Below are 18350 nucleotides of genomic sequence, written 5' to 3'. Positions count from 1 at the left end.
GGCCAGTCACCCCCAAAGGATCTGCCATGAACCCACGTCTGTTGCTGATCGAGGACGATCAGCGCCTGGCCGACCTCGTCAGCAGCTACCTGCGCAAGAACGGCTACGACATCCAGCACCATGCCCACGGCGACGGTGCGGCCGAACGCATCATCGAGATCATGCCCGACCTGGTGATCCTGGACGTGATGCTGCCGGGCAAGGACGGCTTCGAAGTCTGCCGCGCGGTGCGCCACCGCTATCCGGGACGCATCCTGATGATGACCGCCCGCGACGAGGAGATCGACGAGATCCTCGGCCTGGAACTGGGCGCCGACGACTACCTGGCCAAGCCGGTGGAGCCGCGTCGCCTGCTGGCGCGCATCCGCGCGCTGCTGCGTCGCAGCGACAACGGCGGCGACGACAGCGGCGACCAGGACAGGCTCGGCTTCGGCAGCTTCAGCATCTGCCAGAGCACGCGCGAGGCGGTGCTTGGCGCGCAGTCGCTGGAGCTGACCACCGCCGAATTCGACCTGCTGTGGTTGCTGGCCAGCCATGCCGGCGAAATCCTGTCGCGCGACGACATCATGAACCAGCTGCGCGGCATCGGCTTCGACGGCCTGGACCGCTCCATCGACGCCCGCATCTCGCGCCTGCGCAAGAAGCTGGACGACAACCCGGAAACGCCAACCCGCATCAAGACCGTGCGCGGCAAGGGCTACCTGTTCTCGCGGAGCGACTGGGAGTGAGAGCGCCGCTGGGCATGGCGCGCATGTTCGCGCGCTACTTCGCGCAGACCATGCTGCTGCAGTTCGTGCTGCTGCTCGGCTTCGTGCTGCTGCTGATCGTGCTATCCGCCAACGGCGAGCGCGAACGGCTGCAAAAGCAGATGGACGGCACCGTGCGCCTGATCCAGCGCGAGCTGCTGCGCCAGCCACCGGCGCAGCGCGACGCCAGCCTGCGCGAACTGCAGCCGCTGTTCGCCTATCCGCTGGCGCTGCTTAAACAAGCGCCGGCCACGCTCGGTGAAGAGGCGCGCGCGCGGCTGGCCAGCGGCCAGAGCTGGCTCGACAGCAGCCAGCAGAACCTGTACGCGCCGCTGCCCGGCACCAGCCAGCTGCTGGTGATCGGCCCGCTGGACAACCAGGACGGCGGCGGCGGCTGGCTGCACAGCGAGCTGGGCCTGTTCGTGCTGTGGTTTGTCTTCTTCGGCGTGCCGCTGGCGCTGCTGATCTACCTCAACCTGCGCCCGCACTGGCACGACCTGGCCGCGCTGCGCGACACCTCGCTGCGGCTGGCGGAGGGCGACCTCGGCGCGCGGGCGCCGGCGGCGCGCAGCCCGTTGTTCTCGCCGCTGCAACGCCAGCTCAACAGCATGGCGGAAAAACTGGAAACGCAGATGGAGACGCGGCAGGCGCTGGCACACGCGATCGCCCACGAGCTGCGCACGCCGGTGGCGCGCCTGCGCTTCGGCCTGACCATGATGGACGAGGCGGAATCCGATGACGAACGCCGTGGCTACCGCGACGGCATGGAGCGCGACATGCAGGAGCTGGACGAGCTGATCAACGTCAGCCTCAGCTACGCCAAGCTCGACCGCGGCGAGGTGCCGCTGGAGTACGACACCATCGACCTGGAAGAGTGGTTCGAGGACCTGATCGAGCTGGTGCAACCGTTGCGGCCAACCTTGCTGCAGCTGACGCTGGACTGCGCACGCGGCGAGGCCACCGTCGACCGCCGCCTGGTCTACGTCGCCACCCGCAACCTGCTGCTGAACGCCTTCAAGTACGCGCGCCAGCAGGTGGCCATGACGGTGGCGGTCGAGCACGACCAGCTGATCGTCACCGTCGACGACGACGGGCCGGGCATCCCGGAAAAGGAGCGCGAGCGCATCTTCGACCCGTTCCAGCGCCTCGACCGCTCGCGCGACCGCGCCAGTGGCGGCTACGGTCTCGGCCTGTCCTTCGTGCGCCTGATCGCCCACCACCACGGTGGCAAGGCGTGGATCACCCAGTCGCCGCAAGGCGGCGCCCGCTTCGGGCTGACGCTGCCGCTGCAGCCGGCGCCGTCACAAAGCGTCACATAAACGCACGGCAACCACACAGTCGGCGTACGCAAGCGCCATAGTGTTGCGCGGCGGCGGCACGCAGAATGGACTCATCAACCTCACTCACCGTGAAACGGAGTCCATCATGAAGAAACTGCTTGTCGCTACCCTGTTTGCCGCTGTCGCCAGTACCGCCTTCGCCGCAGAAACCGGCAACTACGTGTTCGGTAATGTCGGCATCTCCGCCAACCAGTGGACACTGAAAGACGGCGCCGCCAACCGCGCCGGCGTCGGCGACCGCAAGGTCAACGACGACGATGCCACCTCCGGCATGGTCGAGATCGGTGTCGGCCAGCGCATCAACGACAACTTCGCGGTCGAGGGCAGCTATCTGCGCCACGGCGACGCCACGGCGCTGAACGGTGCCGGCAGCCTGGACTACGACACTTTTCGTGTCGCTGCACTTGGCATCATCCCGGTAAACCAGCAGCTTGAAGTCTACGGCAAGGTGTCCGCCAACCACATCCGCAGCAAGTTCAACAGTGCCTCGCCCGCGCTGGCCAGCAGCAAGGACAGCAGCTTCGGCATGGGCCTGGGTGTAGGCGCCGCCTACAACTTCGACAAGAACCTGTCCGCCCGTGTCGAGTACGAAGGCATCGGCAACATCGGTCACAAGGACATCACCGATACCGCGCCGGTCGGCGCGCTGAAGGTCGGTCTGGGTTACCGCTTCTGATTTCCTGCTGTTCAGTAACATCCTCGTGTGCATTTGCCCGCCTCCCCGGCGGGCTTTTTTTATGTCGCCGGCCGCGCAGCCTGCCCGCCGCGCGGGCGTGATCAGTCGCGGCGCCGGCAGGCGCATTTGCTACAATCGGCGCTTGTTGACCCAATCAGGACATTACGATGAGCCACCCCCACGCCAATCAAGTGAAGGCCTTCCTGCTCGACCTGCAGGACCGCATCTGCGCCGGGCTGGAGGGCGCCGACGGCGGCGCCCGCTTCGTTGCCGACAGCTGGCAGCGCGGCGACGCCGGTCTCGGCGGGGGCGGCATCAGCCGCGTGCTCACCGGCGGCGCGGTATTCGAGCAAGCCGGCGTCAATTTCTCGCACGTCACCGGCCCGGCGCTGCCGGCCAGCGCCACCGCGCACCGCCCGGAGCTGGCCGGCCGCCGCTTCGAGGCGATGGGCGTGTCGCTGGTGATCCACCCGGAGAACCCCTACGTGCCGACCAGCCACGCCAACGTGCGCTTCTTCATCGCCGAGAAAGACGGCGAGGAACCGGTGTGGTGGTTCGGCGGCGGCTTCGACCTCACCCCCTACTACGGCAACGTGGAAGATGTCGTTCACTGGCACACGGTGGCACGCGACTTGTGCGTGCCGTTCGGCGAGGACACCTACCCGAAATACAAGCAATGGTGCGACGAATACTTCTATCTCAAGCACCGTGGCGAGGCGCGCGGCGTGGGCGGGCTGTTCTTCGACGACCTCAACCAGCCGGATTTCGACACCAGCTTCGCCTTCATGCAGGCGGTGGGCAACGGCTTTCTTGATGCCTACCTGCCCATCGTCGAACGCCGCAAGGCGACAAAGTGGGGCGAGCGTGAGCGCCAGTTCCAGCTCTACCGCCGCGGCCGCTACGTGGAATTCAACCTGGTGTGGGACCGCGGCACGCTGTTCGGCCTGCAGACCGGCGGCCGCACCGAGTCCATCCTGATGTCGATGCCGCCGCTGGTGCGCTGGGAGTACGGCTACCAGCCAGAGGCCGGCAGCCCGGAGGCGGCGCTGTACAGCGACTTCCTGCCGGTACGCGACTGGCTGTAAACCCTGCGGCCAACCTTTGGAGAAGTAATGATGAACTGCGAACTGTGCCACCAGGACGGTGGCGACATCCTGTACCGCGACGACAGGCTGCGGGTGATCCTGGTGGCCGATGCCGACTACCCGGCGTTCTGCCGCGTGATCTGGCACGCGCACGTGAAGGAAATGACCGACCTTGCCCCCGCCGACCGCGCCCACGTGCTGGACTGGGTGCTGCGCACCGAGCAGGCGCTGCGCGACGTGCTGAACCCGGACAAGATCAACCTCGCCAGCTTCGGCAACATGGTGCCGCACCTGCACTGGCACGTGATCCCGCGCTTTGCCGACGACAAGCACTTCCCCAACCCGCTGTGGGGCGCGGCGATGCGCGAGGGAGTGGCTCACGGCTCGCCAACGCTGGCCGCACAACTGCGCCACGCGCTGGGGGCCGCCGGTTAACGCAATGACATTGCCGGCATGGCGGGCGGGTGCTAAGGTGAACCGCGTTTCAGTTCACCCACCAGAACCACTTCCCAGCCGGTCTTGTCCACCCTCCAGACCGGCTATGAAGCGGCTCCGTCACCCTTGACCGAGGAGCATTGATGTTCACTACCCTGATTTCCGCCAGCCAACTACAACAACTGGACGACCAGCACACCGTACTGCTCGACTGCCGTTTCCGCCTCAACGACCCCGACTTCGGCCGTGCGGCCTACGACGAAGGCCACCTGCCCGGCGCGCACTACCTGCATCTCGATTACCACCTGTCCGGCACCAAGAACGGCAGCAACGGCCGTCACCCGCTGCCGGACGGACAGCGCCTGGCGGTCAACCTCGGCGCGCTCGGCATCGGCCCGGACACCCAGGTGGTGGCCTACGACGACGCCGGCGGCATGTTCGCCGCCCGCGCCTGGTGGCTGCTGCGCTGGCTGGGCCACGTCAATGTCGCGGTGCTGGATGGCGGCATCCAGGCTTGGCAGCAGGCCGGCGGCGCGCTGGACACCGCCGCGCCGGAACGCAACGCCACCCGCTTCAGCATGGGCACGCCGCAGGAAAGCGTGGTGCTGCTGGACGAGATTGCGGCCAACCTGTGCACGCCGCAGTACCAGCTGGTCGACGCCCGCGCACCGGACCGCTTTGCCGGCGAGAACGAGACGCTGGACCCGGTCGGCGGCCACATCCCCGGCGCCAAGAACCGCTTCTTCATGGACAACCTCGGCGGCGACGGCCTGTTCAAACCGGCCGCGCAGCTGCGTGCCGAATGGCTGGCGCTGCTGGACGGCACCCCGGCCGGGCAGGTAATCCTGTCCTGCGGCAGCGGCGTCACCGCCTGCCACAACAAGCTGGCGCTGGAGTACGCCGGCCTCAGCGGCGCGCGGCTGTACGCCGGCTCGTGGAGCGAGTGGTGCAGCGACCCGACGCGCCCGGTGGCCACCGGCGCCTGAGCACCGGTTCAATGTCTGCACAACAACAATCCCCGCCGCGGCGGGGATTGTTGTTTCAAGGTTAGCCGCAAGGCGCGACCGCGCTCAGTCGAGAATCAGCTGCTGGATCAGGCGCTGGCCGGCCTTCCAGTCGCCAAGCCCGCTGTTGCTGCCCATGTGGCCGCTGTTACCGGCGCTGAGCAGCGGCACCTGCCAGCACGCGGCCAGCGCCTCCGCCTCCGTCCAGTCGCAGAACAGGTCGTCGTGGCTGGCCACCAGCCGCGCCGGCACCGGCAGGCGCAGTTCGCGCGGCGCGGCAAAGCCGGCAAAGTCGGGCAGCGGCGCCCCCGGCGGCAGCTCGCCACTGGCGGCGGCGCGCTGCGGCGTGATCGGCAGCGCCGGCGGCGCCACCAGCAGCACGCCCTTCACCTTTTTCTGCTCCAACAGGCTGGCCTGGCCCAGCCACTCCACCGTAGTGTGACAGCCGAGACTGTGCGCGGCGATCACCACCTTGCCGTCGCAGTCCGCCACCGTCGCGGCCAACCTTTGCACCCAGGCGTCACGCGTCGGGTACAGCCAATCGTCCTGCTCCACCCGCCGCGCCAGTGGATACAGCACTTCCCAGTAACTCTGCCAGTGGCTGGCGCCGGAGTTGCCCCAGCCGGGCACGGTAATCAGGAACACGTCGTCATCGTCCAGCATCACTCACTCCTGTCGTAGTCCACCGTCAACGGTGCATGGTCGGAGAACTTTTCGTCCCGTACGCACTGGCAGCACACACGACGTATCGTTATTTCCGACAAAATTTTGAGCATATCAACCCGAGAAAACCAGCTAAAGGAGCGGCCAGCGCCGAGACATCCGCTATGCAAATCTCCTCTTCTACCCTGCCTGCTCCTGCCTTATGTTGTTCGCCATCTGCACCGTGTTTTTCCCCGCGCGTTTGGCCTCGTACATGGCCTGATCGGCCATTTTCATCAGGCTTTCCGCATCGTTGGCGTGAAGCGGATGCACCGCCAGTCCAATGCTGGCCGTTACCTGCACCGATGCCTCGCCCACAGAAAAGGTGCACGCCAGTGCCTGCTGGATTTTGCGGCCAACCACCATCATGTCCTCAACCTTGTCGGCATCTTCAAGCAGCACAATGAACTCGTCACCACCGATGCGAGCCGCCATGTCGCTGGAGCGCAAACTCGACTGGATGGCCAAGGCGGCCTGTTTGAGCAAGGCATCGCCCGCCTGATGCCCCCAGTTGTCGTTAACCGCCTTGAAGCCGTCCAGGTCAATAAACAGTACACCGACCAATTTCCGTGTCCGCTGGCTACGCAGTAGCGCAGCATCAAGTTGAGCCATCCCCATACGCAGGGAGGGCAGACCGGTCAACGCATCATGATGGGCCAGATGTACGAGCTCTGCTTCGGCACGTTGGCGGCGGGCAATTTCCCCGCTCAGGCGGCGGTTGGAATAATAGAGATAGCCGATCAAGGCCAGCGCCACCGCCACAATACCGGCCAGCTTGCGGTAGTCCACCTCCTCTACCACCGTGAAGCTCTGGTACTTGCGGGTGATTGCGGCATGATCGGCCTCGCCCAGGCTGTTGACCGCCACCTCCATCAGGCTGAACAGTTCAGGCTGATCCTTGCGCACGGCAACCGAAATGGGATACGGGTAGTCCAGCTTGCCGATGATCTTGAGATTGTGTATCTGCCATTTGTAGTCGGCCACGAAGGAGTCGAGCGGGGAAACCGCAGCATAGGCCTTGTCTTCCATGACCAGGGCCAGCGTTTCGTCGCCAGTGACCACGTTGACCTGCTTGATACCAGGATGCTCTTTCGCCAGCCATTGCATCACCGCACCGTTTCTCGGGCCGGAAATGCTCTTGCCGTTGAGGCTGTCCAGCGAGCCGATAAAGGGCTTGTCCGGCTTGGCCACCAGCACGTTGTACATGCTGAAGTAGGGGCTGGTGAAATTGAGAAAGGCTTCACGCTCCGGCGTCTTCACCGCCCCGACGAGGAAAGCACAGTCGCCACGCTGGACCGCGGCCAGCGCCGCGGTCCAGTCGGGGGTGATGTGCGGAACGAACTCGATACCGAGACGCTGGGTAAAGATGCCCAAGTAGTCATGGAAGATACCCTGTGGCTTGCCATCTTTCAGGGAGTCATAGGGCGCCCAGTTAGCATTGAAGCAATACTTGATTTGTCGCTGCTGGTGCTGGGTCAGCCATTGCTGCTGGGCATCGGTCAGCTTCAGCACGGCTCCAGCGGCCCACAGTTGCGTTGCGCAACAACTCGCCAGCAAGACGATCCATCGTCTGGTAGAAAAACGCATGTCTGGCCTATCAAGTTTGGGACAGCTCGCCTGGAATAGATCCAAAGCGAGTCCATGTGTGACCCATTTTGGTTTTTAGAACGTCATATTGTAGTCCACCGTCAACGGTGCATGGTCGGAGAACTTTTCGTCTTTATAGACGCTGGCGCTGTGCGCCTGTGCCATCAGCGACGGCGTCACGATGTGGTAGTCGATACGCCAGCCGACGTCCTTGGCGTAGGCCTGGCCGCGGTTGCTCCACCAGCTGTAGCCCGGCGCCTCCGGATACAGGCGGCGCCACACGTCGCACCAGCCGTCGTTCAGCAGCTGCGTCATCCACGCGCGTTCTTCCGGCAGGAAGCCGGAATTCTTGACGTTGCCCTTCCAGTTCTTGAGGTCGATCTCCTGGTGGGCGATGTTCCAGTCGCCACAGATCACCACGTCACGGCCCTGCGCGCGCAGCTGGTCCAGGTGCGGCTTGAACACGTCGAGGAAGCGGAATTTCACGTCCTGGCGTTCGTCGCTGCTGGAGCCGGACGGCAGGTACAGCGAAATCACCGACAAATTGCCGCGATCGACCTGCAGATAGCGGCCTTCGGCATCGATCCAGTCCACGCCGAGGCCGATGGTGACCGCGTCCGGCTGGTGGCGGGTGTAGATGCCAACGCCGCTGTAGCCCTTCTTGTCGGCGTAATGGAAGTAGCCGGTCAGGCCGTCCGGATTCTGCATCCGCGGCGACAGGTCGCCGGCCTGCGCCTTCAGCTCCTGCACGCAGACAAAATCGGCATTGTGCCCGGCCAGCCAGTCAAAAAAGCCCTTCTTGTCGGCAGAGCGGATGCCGTTGAGGTTGGCGGAAACGATTCGAAGCATGGGGTCTCCCGTGGTATCCTTGCCGGCAATTTTTCAGGCACGTCAAAGTGTTAATCATTAAAGAGGCATATGGAAATGAGCGATTTTCGTCAGGATTTTATTCGTTTTGCGCTGAGCAAGCAGGTATTGCGTTTTGGCGCATTCGTCACCAAAGCCGGACGCACCTCGCCGTACTTCTTCAACGCCGGCCTGTTCAATGATGGCGACAGCGTACTGCAGCTGTCGCGTTTTTATGCAAAATCCATCAGCAGCAGCGGCGTTGAGTTCGACATGATCTTCGGGCCGGCCTACAAGGGCATCATCCTCGCCGCCGCCGCGTCGATGGCGCTGGCCGAACAGGGCCGCAACGTGCCGTTCGCCTACAACCGCAAGGAAGCCAAGGATCACGGCGAAGGCGGCACCCTGGTCGGTGCGCCGCTCAAGGGCAAGGTACTGATCATCGACGATGTGATCTCCGCCGGCACCTCAGTGCGCGAATCGGTACAGCTGATCCGCGCCGCCGGTGCCGAGCCGGCCGGCGTCGCCATCGCGCTGGACCGCATGGAACGAGGCACCGGCGAGCTGTCGGCGGTGCAGGAAGTCGCCCGCGACTTCAACCTGCCGGTGGTGGCGATTGCCAACCTGCACGACCTGCTCGGCTTCCTCGAAGGCAGCCCGGAGCTGGCCGACAACCTGGAAGCGGTACGCGCCTACCGCGCCCAGTACGGCGTCAACGCCTGAGCGACGTCGCCGCGCCTTGCCGCGCGGCACTCCCGGCCACGGTCGCCCCGCGCGGCCGCTGGCCACACCCATGCCCTGAACGGCGGGCGGTCGGCCTTACTGCTGCGCCGCTTCCTTCTGCTGCCAGGCGTCCTTCAATACCTGCTGCGCCTGCTGCAGGCCGCCTTCCGCCGCCAGCAACTGACTGTCGGCCTGCTGCAACTGCAGATTGGCCTGCGCCAGCTGTTGCTGCGCCTGCTCCAGCCGCTGTGCGGCCAACCTTTGCTCCGCCTCCGCCTGCTGTTTCTGCCGCCGCGCGCTCTCCAGCCGGCTGTCGGCACTCTGGTACGCCATCTGCGCCGACAGCAGTTGCTGATCCACCGTCTGCGCCTGCAGCGTGCCCGCCGCCAGCAGCAGCGCCAGTGCCATGGTCTTGCCTTTCATGTTTCGGACTCCTTGAATCGGTTTGCGGTGTGGCTCAATCGTCCGCCGGCAGCGCGCCGCGCGGCACGTCCAGCGCCTGGATGCGCCCGCGCAGATAGCACAGCATCAGCAGCCCCGGCAGCGCCATCACCGTCGAGAACAGGAAGAACGCCGGCCAGCCGACGCTTGCGGCCAGTACCCCGGACATCGGCCCGACCCACACGCGGCCGATGGCGGAAAACGCCGACAGCAGCGCGAACTGGGTGGCGGTGAATTTCTGGTTGCACAGCGCCATCAGGAAGGCGACGAAGGCGGCGGTGCCCATGCCGGCGGTCAGGTTCTCGATGCTGACCGCGAACAGCAGCAGGTTGTCGACAGCGGTGGCCTCGTGCAGCGCCACCAGTCCCCAGTCGAACGGCGGCAGCGAGAAGCCGCCCCAGGCGCCCTTGCCCGACACCGCCACCAGCCAGAAACCGAGATTGGACAACAGCTGCAGCACGCCGAACAGCAGCAGCGAGCGGAACAGCCCCAGTTTCATCATCAGCGCACCGCCGGCCAGCGCGCCGACGATGGTCAGCCAGATGCCGATCACCTTGTTGACCACGCCGATCTCGGCCTGGGCAAAGCCGACGCCCTTGAGCAAAAAGGTGGTGGTCAGCGCGCCGGCAAAGGCGTCGCCCAGCTTGTAGAGGATGATGAGCGCCAGGAAGGCGCCGGCCGCCTCCATGCTGAAGTAGTTGCCCAGCGAGCGGTTCAGCGTCTCGAAGCGCGCGCGCCGCGCCGCCCACCACGCCAGCGGGATGGTCACCGCCATGCCAATCAGCAGGGTCAGCAGGTCGACCCATTTTTTCTGGTCCGGGTTGGGCGGCGACGCAAGGTTGGCAGCAGAGGCAGGGGCCGTGCCGAACAGCGGCGACAGCACGGCGTCGGCCAGCGGCGCGCCGACGCGGGAGGTGAACTGGTAGCCGACCACCACCGCCAGCAGCACCGCGACAAAGCCTTTCAGGTCGTTGCGCGCGTTGCTGTGCGGCGCGACATTGCCGGCCGGCACCGCCGGCACCAGCAACAGCGACACCAGCGCCGCCGCCAGCATCAGCCCCGCCATCAGCAGGTAGATGCCGTTCCAGTTCAGGCCGCTACCGCTGACCGGATCGGCCCACACCATCGCGATACCGCCGGACAGGATCATCGCCAGCCGGTAGCCGAACACCCCCAGCGAGGAGCCGAGGCCGCGTTCCTGCGGCGCCAGCACGTCGGTGCGGTAGGCGTCGATCACCACGTCCTGTGACGCGGACAGAAAGGACAGCAGCACCGCCAGCAGCGCGAACGCCTGGATGCCGTGCGCCGGCGAGGTCCGGGACATCAGCGCCAGCGTGGCGGCGATGCCCAGCTGCGACAGCACCAGCCAGCCGCGGCGGCGCCCCAGCCACGGCGGCTCGAAGCGGTCCATCAGCGGCGCCCACAGGAACTTGAAGGTGTACGGCAGGCCGACCAGGCTCAGGAAGCCGATGGTGGCGATGTCGAGACCGTCCACCGTCAGCCACGCCTGCATCGCGGTGCCGGACAGCGCCAGCGGCAGGCCGCTGGCAAAGCCCAGCACCCCGATCATCAACATGCGCCACGCGCCGCTCTTGCGAAAATCAGCCATCTACCCTTCCTGTCCCTGCCAAATAAAAAGAGCGCGGATCACGCGCCCTGAAGCCGCCGGGGGCGAACCCCGGCCGGTTGCGCGTCAGACACGGCCGACGCGGTAAAACGCCAGGCTGCCGCGCAGATTGGGCAGGAAGTTCACCTGCCGGCCGTGCGTCATCACCACCCGCTCCAGCACGCGGATGTGGTTCTTGGCGCACAGGTTCTCGAAGTCGCCCAGCATGCACCAGTGGATGTTGGGCGTGTTGTACCACTGGTAGGGCATGTCGTCGGACACCGGCATGTGGCCCTGCATGATCTGCCAGCGGTTCTGCCAGTAGCCGAAGTTGGGGAAGGTGACGATGGCCTCGCGGCCAACCCTGAGCATCTCCTGCAGGATCTCCTCGGTGTGCTGCATCGCCTGGATGGTCTGCGACAGCACCACGTGCTCGAAGCGCTGATCCTCGAATTCGGCCAAGCCCGCCTCCAGGTCGCCCTGGATGGCGTTGACGCCGGCCTTCACGCAGCGCACCACGTTGTTCACGTCGAAATCGACGCCGTAGCCGTTGACCTGCTTGTGCTGCTGCAGCCAGGCCAAGAGCTCACCCTCGCCGCAGCCGAGGTCCAGCACGCGGCTGGCCGGGGCCACCCAGTCGGCGATCAGCTGCAGATCGGGGCGCAATGTTGTCAGGGTCGTCATGCGTTCACCTCCTCGGCCACGCGGTCCAGATAGGCCTGCATCAGGTCGACGTAGGGCTGGTCGGTCATCAGGAAGGCGTCGTGGCCGTGCACCGACTCGATCTCGCCGTAGCTGACGCGCTTGCCGGCGGCGATCAGCGCCTTCACCGTCTCGCGCGAGCGTTCCGGCGAGAAGCGCCAGTCGCTGGTGAAGCTGGCCACCAGGAAGCTGGCCGTCGCCTTTTTCAGCGCCGCCACCAGATCACCACCGTAATCCTTGGCCGGGTCGAAGTAGTCCAGCGCCTTGGTCATCAGCAGGTAGGTATTGGCGTCGAAGTAGTCGGAGAACTTGTCGCCCTGGTAGCGCAGGTAGCTCTCGATCTCGAACTCCACGTCGTAGCCGAACTGGTACTCGCCGGAGCGCAGCATGCGGCCGAATTTCTCGCCCATGCCGTCGTCGGACAGGTAGGTGATGTGGCCCAGCATGCGCGCCAGGCGCAGGCCGCGGCGCGGAATGGTGCCGGCGGCGTAGAAGTCGCCGCCGAGGAAGTCGGGGTCGGTGATGATCGCCTGCCGCGCCACGTCATTGAAGGCGATGTTCTGCGCCGACAGCTTGGGCGCCGAGGCGATCACCAGCGCGTGAGCGATGCGTTCCGGGTAGTCGATGCTCCACTGCAGCGCCTGCATGCCGCCGAGGCTGCCGCCGATCACCGCCGCCCAGCGGTCGATGCCGAGACGGTCGGCGAGGCGCGCCTGCGCGGTGACCCAGTCCGGCACGGTCATTACCGGAAAGCGCGAGCCCCAGGGTTGGCCGCAATCCGGATCGATGCTGGACGGGCCGGTGCTGCCGTGGCAGCCGCCGAGATTGTTGACCCCGACCACGAAGAAACGGTTGGTGTCGATGGGCTTGCCGGGGCCGACCATGTTGTCCCACCAGCCGGCGGCCTTGTCGTCCGGGCTGTAGCGGCCGGCGACGTGGTGGTGGCCGGACAGCGCGTGGCAGATCAGAATGCCATTGCTGCGCGCGGCATTCAGCGTGCCGTAGGTTTCAAAAGTCAGGCGATACGACGCCAGCACATGGCCGCTATTGAGCGGCAAGGGCGTGGCAAAATCCGCGTGCTGCGGCGTGACGATGCCGACGGATGACGAAAGATTGGACATAACTGCCTCTTGTAATCGGCGGCGGGGGCAGGAATGGCGGCCTTTTCGGCTCTGCCCGTCCCCGTTCAAGGCTGCTCCTGAGCAAGGAGAGAGCTTAACTTGCCGACGCACGCTTGCACAGGCTTGCCCGCGCCGCCAATAATCATTCCCTGCAAATTTTCGCGGTTTTTCGCCATGATCGGTCGCCTGTTCCGGCTCGCCCTGCTGTTTGTCGCCGCTTTCCTGCTGATCCGCTGGCTGTTCAGCCGCGAACAGCGCCAGACCGTCCGCGATTTCATCCGCACCCTCGCCATCGCGCTGCTGGCCAGCTCACTGCTGTTCCTGCTGCTGAATCTGGCCGGTGTGCGGCTGTAGGCCATCGCCTTGATCCCGCTCACTCCGCATCGGACCCCAAGGCGCTAGACTGCCGGCTTTTCTGCCGACGAGCCTGGCTGCGCATGGACCTGACCCGCCACCTTCATACCTTCGGCCACTACCTGAAGACCCGTTTCGGGGAAAAGGTGCACAAGCTGTCGCTGGCCGGCGACTTTACCTGCCCCAACCGCGACGGCACGCTAGATCGCGGCGGCTGCACCTTCTGCAACGTGAAAAGCTTCGGTCGCGAGGGCGGTACGCTGTCCATCGCCGAGCAGATCGCCCGCGAGAAACCCAAGACCGACCGCGCCCGCCGCTATCTGGCCTACTTCCAGGCCTATACCAGCACCTACGCCGAGGTGGCCACGCTCAAGGCGCTGTACGACGAGGCGGCGGCCCAGAGCGACGTGGTCGGCCTGTGTGTCGGTACCCGCCCCGACTGCGTGCCGGATGCCGCGCTCGACCTGCTCGCCGGCTACCAGCAGCGCGGCTATGAGGTCTGGCTGGAGCTGGGTCTGCAGACCGCGCACGACGCCACCCAGGCGCGGATCCGCCGCGGCCACGGCCTCGCCGACTACCGCGACGCGGTGCGGCGTGCACACCAGCGCGGGCTGAAGGTCTGCACCCACCTGATCGCCGGCCTGCCCGGCGAGGGCGACGCTCAGGTACGCCAGACGCTGGCCACGGTGCTGGACATCGGCGTGGAAGGCCTCAAGCTGCACCCGCTGATGATCGTGCGCGGCAGCCGCATGGCGGCGCAGTACCGCCGCGGCGAGATCGCCCCGCTGACGCAGGCGCACTACGCCGCGCTGGCCGCCGAGCTGATCCGCCATACCCCGCCCGGGGTGGTCTACCACCGCGTGTCCGCCACCGCGCAGGCGCCGACGCTGATCGCGCCCGACTGGTGCGGTCCGCGCTGGCCGGCGCTGCAGGCGATTGCCGCAAACCTGGCCGCCGACGGGCCGCAGGGCAGCGCGCTCGGCCGACCTTGGGTGGCGGGGTAAGCCGCGGCGCGCAACTGTTTTTGCCGGCGGCTGTCAGATCAGGCGGAATGCCACGACTAAGGCATGTTCCCCTGCGAGATCACCACCATGCTCATCAAGACCCTGACCGACCGCCTGTCCGCCGCCGACATCACCCCGCAGGAGGTCTACCTCAACCGCCGCCAGTTCATGGCCGGCAGTGCCGGGCTGCTGCTGCCGGTGTCGGCCATCGCCGCGCTGCCGGCGGCGAAGAGCCCGCTGTCGACCAGCGAGAAGCCGAACAGCCGCGACGACATCACCAGCTACAACAACTACTACGAATTCGGCACCGGCAAGGACGAGCCGGCGCTGTACGCGCAGCGGCTGAAGACGCGTCCGTGGACGGTGACGGTGGACGGCGAGGTCGCGCACGCGCGCACCTTCGACATCGACAGCCTGCTGAAGATGAAGCTGCAGGAGCGCATCTACCGCCTGCGCTGCGTCGAGGGCTGGAGCATGGTGATCCCGTGGATAGGCTTCCCGCTGGCCGACTTGCTGAAGCAGGTGCAGCCGACCTCGCGCGCCAAGTACGTGGCGTTCGAGACCGCGCTGCGTCCCGGCGAGATGCCGGGCGTGGCGCGGCGGGTGCTGGACTGGCCGTACCGCGAGGGGCTGCGCATCGACGAGGCGATGCACCCGCTGACCATCCTCGCCGTCGGCCTCTACGGCGAGGTGCTGCCCAAGCAGAACGGCGCGCCGGTGCGGCTGGTGGTGCCGTGGAAGTACGGCTTCAAGAGCATCAAGTCCATCAGCCGCATCCACCTGCTGGAAAAGCAGCCGCCGACCAGCTGGAACATGGCGGCGCCGAACGAGTACGGCTTCTACTCCAACGTCAATCCGGCGGTGGACCACCCGCGCTGGAGCCAGGCGACCGAGCGCCGCATCGGCGAATTCTTCAAGCGCAAGACGCTGCCGTTCAACGGCTACGGCGATCAGGTCGCCGGCCTGTATCGCGGCATGGACCTGCGACGGAACTTCTGACATGGCCGACAGCACCACCCTCGCCCGTCCGCTGGCCCTGCACTGGCAACAGCCCGGCCCGCGCCTGTTCGCCGCCATCAAGGGCAGCCTGTTCCTGGTCTGTTTGCTGCCGCTGGCGCAACTGGCCTGGCACATCCTGTCAGGTGCCGCGGTGAATCCGATCGAAGACCTGACCCACGGCAGCGGCACCTGGACGCTGCGCTTCCTGCTGATCACGCTGTGCGTGTCGCCACTGCGCGCGCTGGGGGCGCCGGGCTGGCTGCTGCGCCTGCGCCGCATGCTGGGGTTGTACGCGTTTTTCTACGCCTGCCTGCACCTGCTGACCTACCTGTGGCTGGACCAGTTCTTCGACTGGGCCGCCATCGTACGCGACATCGTGAAACGGCCGTTCATCACCGTCGGCATGCTCGCCTTTGTGCTGCTGCTGCCGCTGGCGATCACCTCCACCGACGGCTGGATCCGCCGCCTGAAGCGCAACTGGGGCAAGCTGCACCGCCTGGTCTACGTCATCGCCCCGCTGGGGGTGCTGCACTACCTGTGGCTGGTGAAGCGTGACCTCCAGTCGCCGCTGATCTATGCCGCCATCCTCGCGGCGCTGCTGCTGTGGCGAGTGTGGCGATACTTACGGCCAACGTTGGCCGCACGGGTAAAATAGCCGGCGTCTTGCACTGGATCCAGCATCATGTCGAAAGAGAAAGCCCCGGTCACCCAGGCCATCCGCCTGCTGCGCCAGCATCAGGTCAGCTACAGCGAACACCTGTACAAGTACGAGGAAAAAGGCGGCACCCGCGTCTCGGCGCGCGAGCTGGGTGTCGACGAGCATTGCGTGATCAAGACCCTGATCATGGAAGACGAGCACAAGAAGCCGCTGATCGTGCTGATGCACGGCGACCGCGAGGTCGGCACCGGCATGCTGGCCAAGCAGGCCGGCGTCAAGAAGATCAGCCCCTGCGACGCCAAGACCGCCGACAAGCACAGCGGCTACCAGGTCGGCGGCACCAGCCCGTTCGGCACCCGCGCCAGCATGCCGGTGTACATGGAAGCCAGCATCGCCGAGCTGGACAAGATCTACATCAACGGCGGCAAACGCGGCTTCCTGCTCGGCCTGTCGCCGCAGGAGGTGATCCGCGTGCTGCAGCCGGTGCTGGTGCAGGCCGCCGCCAGCTGAGCGAGCGGCTCCCGCTCTCGCGCGTCAACGTCAGAGCAGCCAGCATTGGCCAACAACGCGCCGTGGCTGTCGATATCAGTCCGCCCGTTTTGCGCGATGCCCACCCCGGATCACCCCGGTGACCGCTCTTACGCCGCGCGGCTGACGCGACGGCGGTAGGCGCTACGCAGCAGGAAGCCGACCAGCAGCAGGCCGCTCATGGTCAGCGCCAGCGACAGCGTCGATGTCCACACCAGCGGCGCGATCACCCCGGCGATCAGGCTGGAGAACATGGTCTGGGTAAAGCCCTGCATCGACGACACCGTGCCGCGCAGGTGCGGGAACTGGTCCATCAGCACGATGGTGATCGACGGCGCCGACAGCGACATCCCGGTCGAATACAGCGCCAGCGGCGGCACGCTGCTCCACACCGACGGCGGCAGCAGCCACGCCGACAGCACGTTGAGCGCCGCGGCGCCGAACATCAGACCGTAGCCCAGCGACACCAGCTGCCGCGCATTGCGCCGCCCGGCCAGCCGCCCGGACAGGAAGGCGCCGAGCATGATGCCGCCCACCGCCGGGCCGAACATCCAGATGAACTGGTCGTGGCCCAGCCCCAGGTGCTGCATCACGAACACCGGCGCCGACGGGATATAAAGGAAGAAGCCGGCGAAGTTGAACGACACCGCCAGCGCCAGCAGCTGGAATTCGCGCTTGCGACCAACCTCCAGATAGTTGCGTGCCAGCTGCCGCCAGGCGAACGGCGGGCGCACCTCGCGCGCCAGCGTCTCCGGCAGGCTGCGCCAGCAGGCGACAAACAGCAGCAGCCCCAACAGCGCCATGAACACGAAGATCGAGCGCCAGCCGAAACTGCCGAACAGCAGGCCGCCGACCACCGGCGCAATCGCCGGCGACACCGAGAACAGCATCGTCACCTGCGACATCATGCGTTGCGCGTCGTGGCCGTGGAAGCGGTCGCGAATGATGGCGCGGCCGACCACCAGCCCGGCGCCGCCGCACAGCCCCTGCATGCCGCGGAACAGCAGCAGCGTCGACAGGTCGCTGGCCATCGCGCAGCCGACCGAGGCGATGGCAAAGCACAGGCACGACACCAGGATCACCGGCCGCCGCCCGACGCTGTCGGAAATGGCGCCGTGCCACAGCATCATCAGCGCGTAGCAGAACAGGTAGACCGACAGCGCCTGCTGCATCTGCATCGGCGAGGCGGACAGCGCCACGCCGATGTCGGCCATCGCCGGCAGGAAGGTATCGATGGAGAACGGGCCGAGGGTGGCCAGCGCGGCAAGCAGCAGGGCCAGCACGGCGTGGCGCTGGCGGGAGGATTCGGGCATAGTCGGCAAAGAACGGGCTAGGAAATATAATCGGCACCGTAGCATGCCACGGTGGCGCTGACGAACAACAGTGTGTTCAAGAACTCTCAATACATAGCAGAAAGTAGCGATTCATGATCCGTTTTTATCACAACCCGCGCTGCTCGAAATCCAGAGAAGCATTAAAACTGTTACAGGAGCGCTCCGCCCCGCTCGAGATCGTGGAATACCTGAAAACTCCCCCCACCATCGAAGAGCTGCAGCAGCTGTGCCAGGCGCTGGGCGTCAGCCCGCGCCAGATGATGCGCAGCAAGGAGGACGATTACGCCCGCCTGCACCTGGACGACGTGTCGCTGGAGGACAAGCATCTGCTGCAGGCGATCCACACCCATCCGCAGCTGCTGGAGCGTCCGATCGCGCTGCTGGGCGAGCGCGCCGTGATCGGCCGGCCGCCGGAACAGGTGCTGTCGCTGCTGTAACGGCAGCGCTTCCGCGAAACGA

21 protein-coding genes are annotated in these 18350 nt (G+C 66.0%); 13 read left to right on the top strand and 8 right to left on the bottom strand.

The features are described from left to right. Positions 1-26 precede the first annotated feature (26 nt). The 6 genes from PQU96_RS00195 (at position 27) to PQU96_RS00170 (ending at position 5268) form a co-directional block, all read left to right on the top strand. A complete protein-coding gene (locus PQU96_RS00195) occupies positions 27-728 on the top strand; it encodes a winged helix-turn-helix domain-containing protein (protein WP_272770299.1) in 702 nt (233 codons plus the stop codon). After that, complete coding sequence (locus PQU96_RS00190; protein ID WP_272770298.1) at positions 725-2065, top strand: ATP-binding protein; 1341 nt, start codon at positions 725-727, stop codon at positions 2063-2065. Before PQU96_RS00195 ends, PQU96_RS00190 begins: the two co-directional genes overlap by 4 nt. 106 nt (positions 2066-2171) lie before the next feature. Next, positions 2172-2762, top strand: coding sequence for a porin family protein (locus PQU96_RS00185; RefSeq protein WP_272770297.1), 591 nt, complete (start codon positions 2172-2174; stop codon positions 2760-2762). Positions 2763-2929: 167 nt separating this feature from the next. Then, positions 2930-3847 (top strand): oxygen-dependent coproporphyrinogen oxidase, encoded by a 918-nt coding sequence (gene hemF, locus PQU96_RS00180; RefSeq protein ID WP_272770296.1) that lies wholly within the window; start codon positions 2930-2932, stop codon positions 3845-3847. A 30-nt stretch (positions 3848-3877) separates the two neighbouring features. Continuing rightward, positions 3878-4282 (top strand): HIT family protein, encoded by a 405-nt coding sequence (locus tag PQU96_RS00175; RefSeq protein ID WP_272770675.1) that lies wholly within the window; start codon positions 3878-3880, stop codon positions 4280-4282. A 143-nt stretch (positions 4283-4425) separates the two neighbouring features. Beyond that, complete coding sequence (locus PQU96_RS00170) at positions 4426-5268, top strand: sulfurtransferase (RefSeq protein WP_272770295.1); 843 nt, start codon at positions 4426-4428, stop codon at positions 5266-5268. 84 nt (positions 5269-5352) lie between these two features. Here PQU96_RS00170 and PQU96_RS00165 read toward each other — a convergent pair whose 3' ends face one another. The 3 genes from PQU96_RS00165 to PQU96_RS00155 all read right to left on the bottom strand — a co-directional run bounded on the left by PQU96_RS00165 (position 5353) and on the right by PQU96_RS00155 (position 8424). Further along, positions 5353-5949: an RBBP9/YdeN family alpha/beta hydrolase gene (locus PQU96_RS00165; RefSeq protein WP_272770294.1), complete on the bottom strand. Its 597-nt coding sequence runs from the start codon at positions 5947-5949 to the stop codon at positions 5353-5355. A 180-nt stretch (positions 5950-6129) separates the two neighbouring features. Then, a complete protein-coding gene (locus tag PQU96_RS00160) occupies positions 6130-7500 on the bottom strand; it encodes a diguanylate cyclase domain-containing protein (RefSeq protein ID WP_272770293.1) in 1371 nt (456 codons plus the stop codon). Positions 7501-7650: 150 nt separating this feature from the next. Continuing rightward, positions 7651-8424 (bottom strand): exodeoxyribonuclease III, encoded by a 774-nt coding sequence (locus tag PQU96_RS00155; RefSeq protein ID WP_272770292.1) that lies wholly within the window; start codon positions 8422-8424, stop codon positions 7651-7653. Positions 8425-8499: 75 nt separating this feature from the next. Between PQU96_RS00155 and pyrE the strand changes: the two genes are divergently transcribed. After that, positions 8500-9144: an orotate phosphoribosyltransferase gene (pyrE, locus tag PQU96_RS00150; protein WP_272770291.1), complete on the top strand. Its 645-nt coding sequence runs from the start codon at positions 8500-8502 to the stop codon at positions 9142-9144. Between the two features lie 96 nt (positions 9145-9240). On the opposite strand, the gene PQU96_RS00145 is transcribed toward pyrE, so the two are convergent. From PQU96_RS00145 to metX, 4 genes are all read right to left on the bottom strand, one after another. After that, positions 9241-9567 (bottom strand): hypothetical protein, encoded by a 327-nt coding sequence (locus PQU96_RS00145; RefSeq protein WP_272770290.1) that lies wholly within the window; start codon positions 9565-9567, stop codon positions 9241-9243. Positions 9568-9601: 34 nt separating this feature from the next. After that, positions 9602-11194 carry an AmpG family muropeptide MFS transporter gene (locus tag PQU96_RS00140; RefSeq protein ID WP_272770289.1) on the bottom strand — a complete coding sequence of 531 codons (1593 nt, stop codon included), beginning with the start codon at positions 11192-11194 and terminating at the stop codon, positions 9602-9604. An 84-nt stretch (positions 11195-11278) separates the two neighbouring features. Further along, positions 11279-11875 (bottom strand): methionine biosynthesis protein MetW, encoded by a 597-nt coding sequence (gene metW, locus PQU96_RS00135; protein ID WP_272770288.1) that lies wholly within the window; start codon positions 11873-11875, stop codon positions 11279-11281. Next, positions 11872-13014 (bottom strand): homoserine O-succinyltransferase MetX, encoded by a 1143-nt coding sequence (gene metX / locus PQU96_RS00130; RefSeq protein ID WP_272770287.1) that lies wholly within the window; start codon positions 13012-13014, stop codon positions 11872-11874. The genes metW and metX overlap by 4 nt, the downstream gene beginning before the upstream one ends. A gap of 174 nt (positions 13015-13188) precedes the next feature. Here metX and PQU96_RS00125 point away from each other — a divergent pair, with 174 nt between their 5' ends. From PQU96_RS00125 to ybaK, 5 genes are all read left to right on the top strand, one after another. Then, complete coding sequence (locus PQU96_RS00125) at positions 13189-13368, top strand: protein MIGRI (RefSeq protein ID WP_272770286.1); 180 nt, start codon at positions 13189-13191, stop codon at positions 13366-13368. 83 nt (positions 13369-13451) lie between these two features. Beyond that, entirely contained in the window at positions 13452-14372 is a 921-nt protein-coding gene (gene mnmL / locus PQU96_RS00120) for a tRNA modification radical SAM protein MnmL/YtqA (protein WP_272770285.1), read from the top strand. A gap of 63 nt (positions 14373-14435) precedes the next feature. Then, positions 14436-15371, top strand: a complete 936-nt coding sequence (gene msrP, locus PQU96_RS00115) for a protein-methionine-sulfoxide reductase catalytic subunit MsrP (protein ID WP_272770284.1) — start codon at positions 14436-14438, stop codon at positions 15369-15371. A 1-nt stretch (position 15372) separates the two neighbouring features. Further along, a complete protein-coding gene (gene msrQ, locus PQU96_RS00110) occupies positions 15373-16026 on the top strand; it encodes a protein-methionine-sulfoxide reductase heme-binding subunit MsrQ (RefSeq protein ID WP_272770283.1) in 654 nt (217 codons plus the stop codon). Positions 16027-16053: 27 nt separating this feature from the next. After that, positions 16054-16539, top strand: coding sequence for a Cys-tRNA(Pro) deacylase (gene ybaK / locus PQU96_RS00105; RefSeq protein WP_272770282.1), 486 nt, complete (start codon positions 16054-16056; stop codon positions 16537-16539). A gap of 128 nt (positions 16540-16667) precedes the next feature. Here ybaK and PQU96_RS00100 read toward each other — a convergent pair whose 3' ends face one another. After that, positions 16668-17870 carry a multidrug effflux MFS transporter gene (locus PQU96_RS00100; RefSeq protein WP_272770281.1) on the bottom strand — a complete coding sequence of 401 codons (1203 nt, stop codon included), beginning with the start codon at positions 17868-17870 and terminating at the stop codon, positions 16668-16670. A 113-nt stretch (positions 17871-17983) separates the two neighbouring features. Here PQU96_RS00100 and arsC point away from each other — a divergent pair, with 113 nt between their 5' ends. Next, the gene (gene arsC, locus PQU96_RS00095; RefSeq protein WP_272770280.1) at positions 17984-18328 is read left to right on the top strand and encodes an arsenate reductase (glutaredoxin); all 345 of its coding nucleotides are present in this window, start codon (positions 17984-17986) and stop codon (positions 18326-18328) included. Positions 18329-18350: the final 22 nt, after the last annotated feature.

The sequence above is a fragment of the Vogesella margarita genome, from assembly GCF_028548475.1.
In the GTDB taxonomy this organism is placed as follows: Bacteria; Pseudomonadota; Gammaproteobacteria; order Burkholderiales; family Chromobacteriaceae; genus Vogesella; species Vogesella margarita.
This window is presented reverse-complemented; position numbering and strand designations above follow the sequence as displayed.

What these genes read in the sequence shown, in the direction of transcription:
- mnmL (WP_272770285.1), top strand. Translation starts at nt 13,452, where the DNA reads ATGGACCTGACCCGCCACCTTCATACCTTCGGCCACTACCTGAAGACC.
- metX (WP_272770287.1), bottom strand. Translation starts at nt 13,014, where the DNA reads ATGTCCAATCTTTCGTCATCCGTCGGCATCGTCACGCCGCAGCACGCG.
- arsC (WP_272770280.1), top strand. Translation starts at nt 17,984, where the DNA reads ATGATCCGTTTTTATCACAACCCGCGCTGCTCGAAATCCAGAGAAGCA.
- PQU96_RS00170 (WP_272770295.1), top strand. Translation starts at nt 4,426, where the DNA reads ATGTTCACTACCCTGATTTCCGCCAGCCAACTACAACAACTGGACGAC.
- PQU96_RS00185 (WP_272770297.1), top strand. Translation starts at nt 2,172, where the DNA reads ATGAAGAAACTGCTTGTCGCTACCCTGTTTGCCGCTGTCGCCAGTACC.
- PQU96_RS00195 (WP_272770299.1), top strand. Translation starts at nt 27, where the DNA reads ATGAACCCACGTCTGTTGCTGATCGAGGACGATCAGCGCCTGGCCGAC.
- PQU96_RS00165 (WP_272770294.1), bottom strand. Translation starts at nt 5,949, where the DNA reads ATGCTGGACGATGACGACGTGTTCCTGATTACCGTGCCCGGCTGGGGC.
- PQU96_RS00155 (WP_272770292.1), bottom strand. Translation starts at nt 8,424, where the DNA reads ATGCTTCGAATCGTTTCCGCCAACCTCAACGGCATCCGCTCTGCCGAC.
- metW (WP_272770288.1), bottom strand. Translation starts at nt 11,875, where the DNA reads ATGACGACCCTGACAACATTGCGCCCCGATCTGCAGCTGATCGCCGAC.
- PQU96_RS00145 (WP_272770290.1), bottom strand. Translation starts at nt 9,567, where the DNA reads ATGAAAGGCAAGACCATGGCACTGGCGCTGCTGCTGGCGGCGGGCACG.
- PQU96_RS00140 (WP_272770289.1), bottom strand. Translation starts at nt 11,194, where the DNA reads ATGGCTGATTTTCGCAAGAGCGGCGCGTGGCGCATGTTGATGATCGGG.
- PQU96_RS00175 (WP_272770675.1), top strand. Translation starts at nt 3,878, where the DNA reads ATGAACTGCGAACTGTGCCACCAGGACGGTGGCGACATCCTGTACCGC.
- hemF (WP_272770296.1), top strand. Translation starts at nt 2,930, where the DNA reads ATGAGCCACCCCCACGCCAATCAAGTGAAGGCCTTCCTGCTCGACCTG.
- pyrE (WP_272770291.1), top strand. Translation starts at nt 8,500, where the DNA reads ATGAGCGATTTTCGTCAGGATTTTATTCGTTTTGCGCTGAGCAAGCAG.
- msrQ (WP_272770283.1), top strand. Translation starts at nt 15,373, where the DNA reads ATGGCCGACAGCACCACCCTCGCCCGTCCGCTGGCCCTGCACTGGCAA.
- PQU96_RS00125 (WP_272770286.1), top strand. Translation starts at nt 13,189, where the DNA reads ATGATCGGTCGCCTGTTCCGGCTCGCCCTGCTGTTTGTCGCCGCTTTC.
- msrP (WP_272770284.1), top strand. Translation starts at nt 14,436, where the DNA reads ATGTTCCCCTGCGAGATCACCACCATGCTCATCAAGACCCTGACCGAC.
- ybaK (WP_272770282.1), top strand. Translation starts at nt 16,054, where the DNA reads ATGTCGAAAGAGAAAGCCCCGGTCACCCAGGCCATCCGCCTGCTGCGC.
- PQU96_RS00100 (WP_272770281.1), bottom strand. Translation starts at nt 17,870, where the DNA reads ATGCCCGAATCCTCCCGCCAGCGCCACGCCGTGCTGGCCCTGCTGCTT.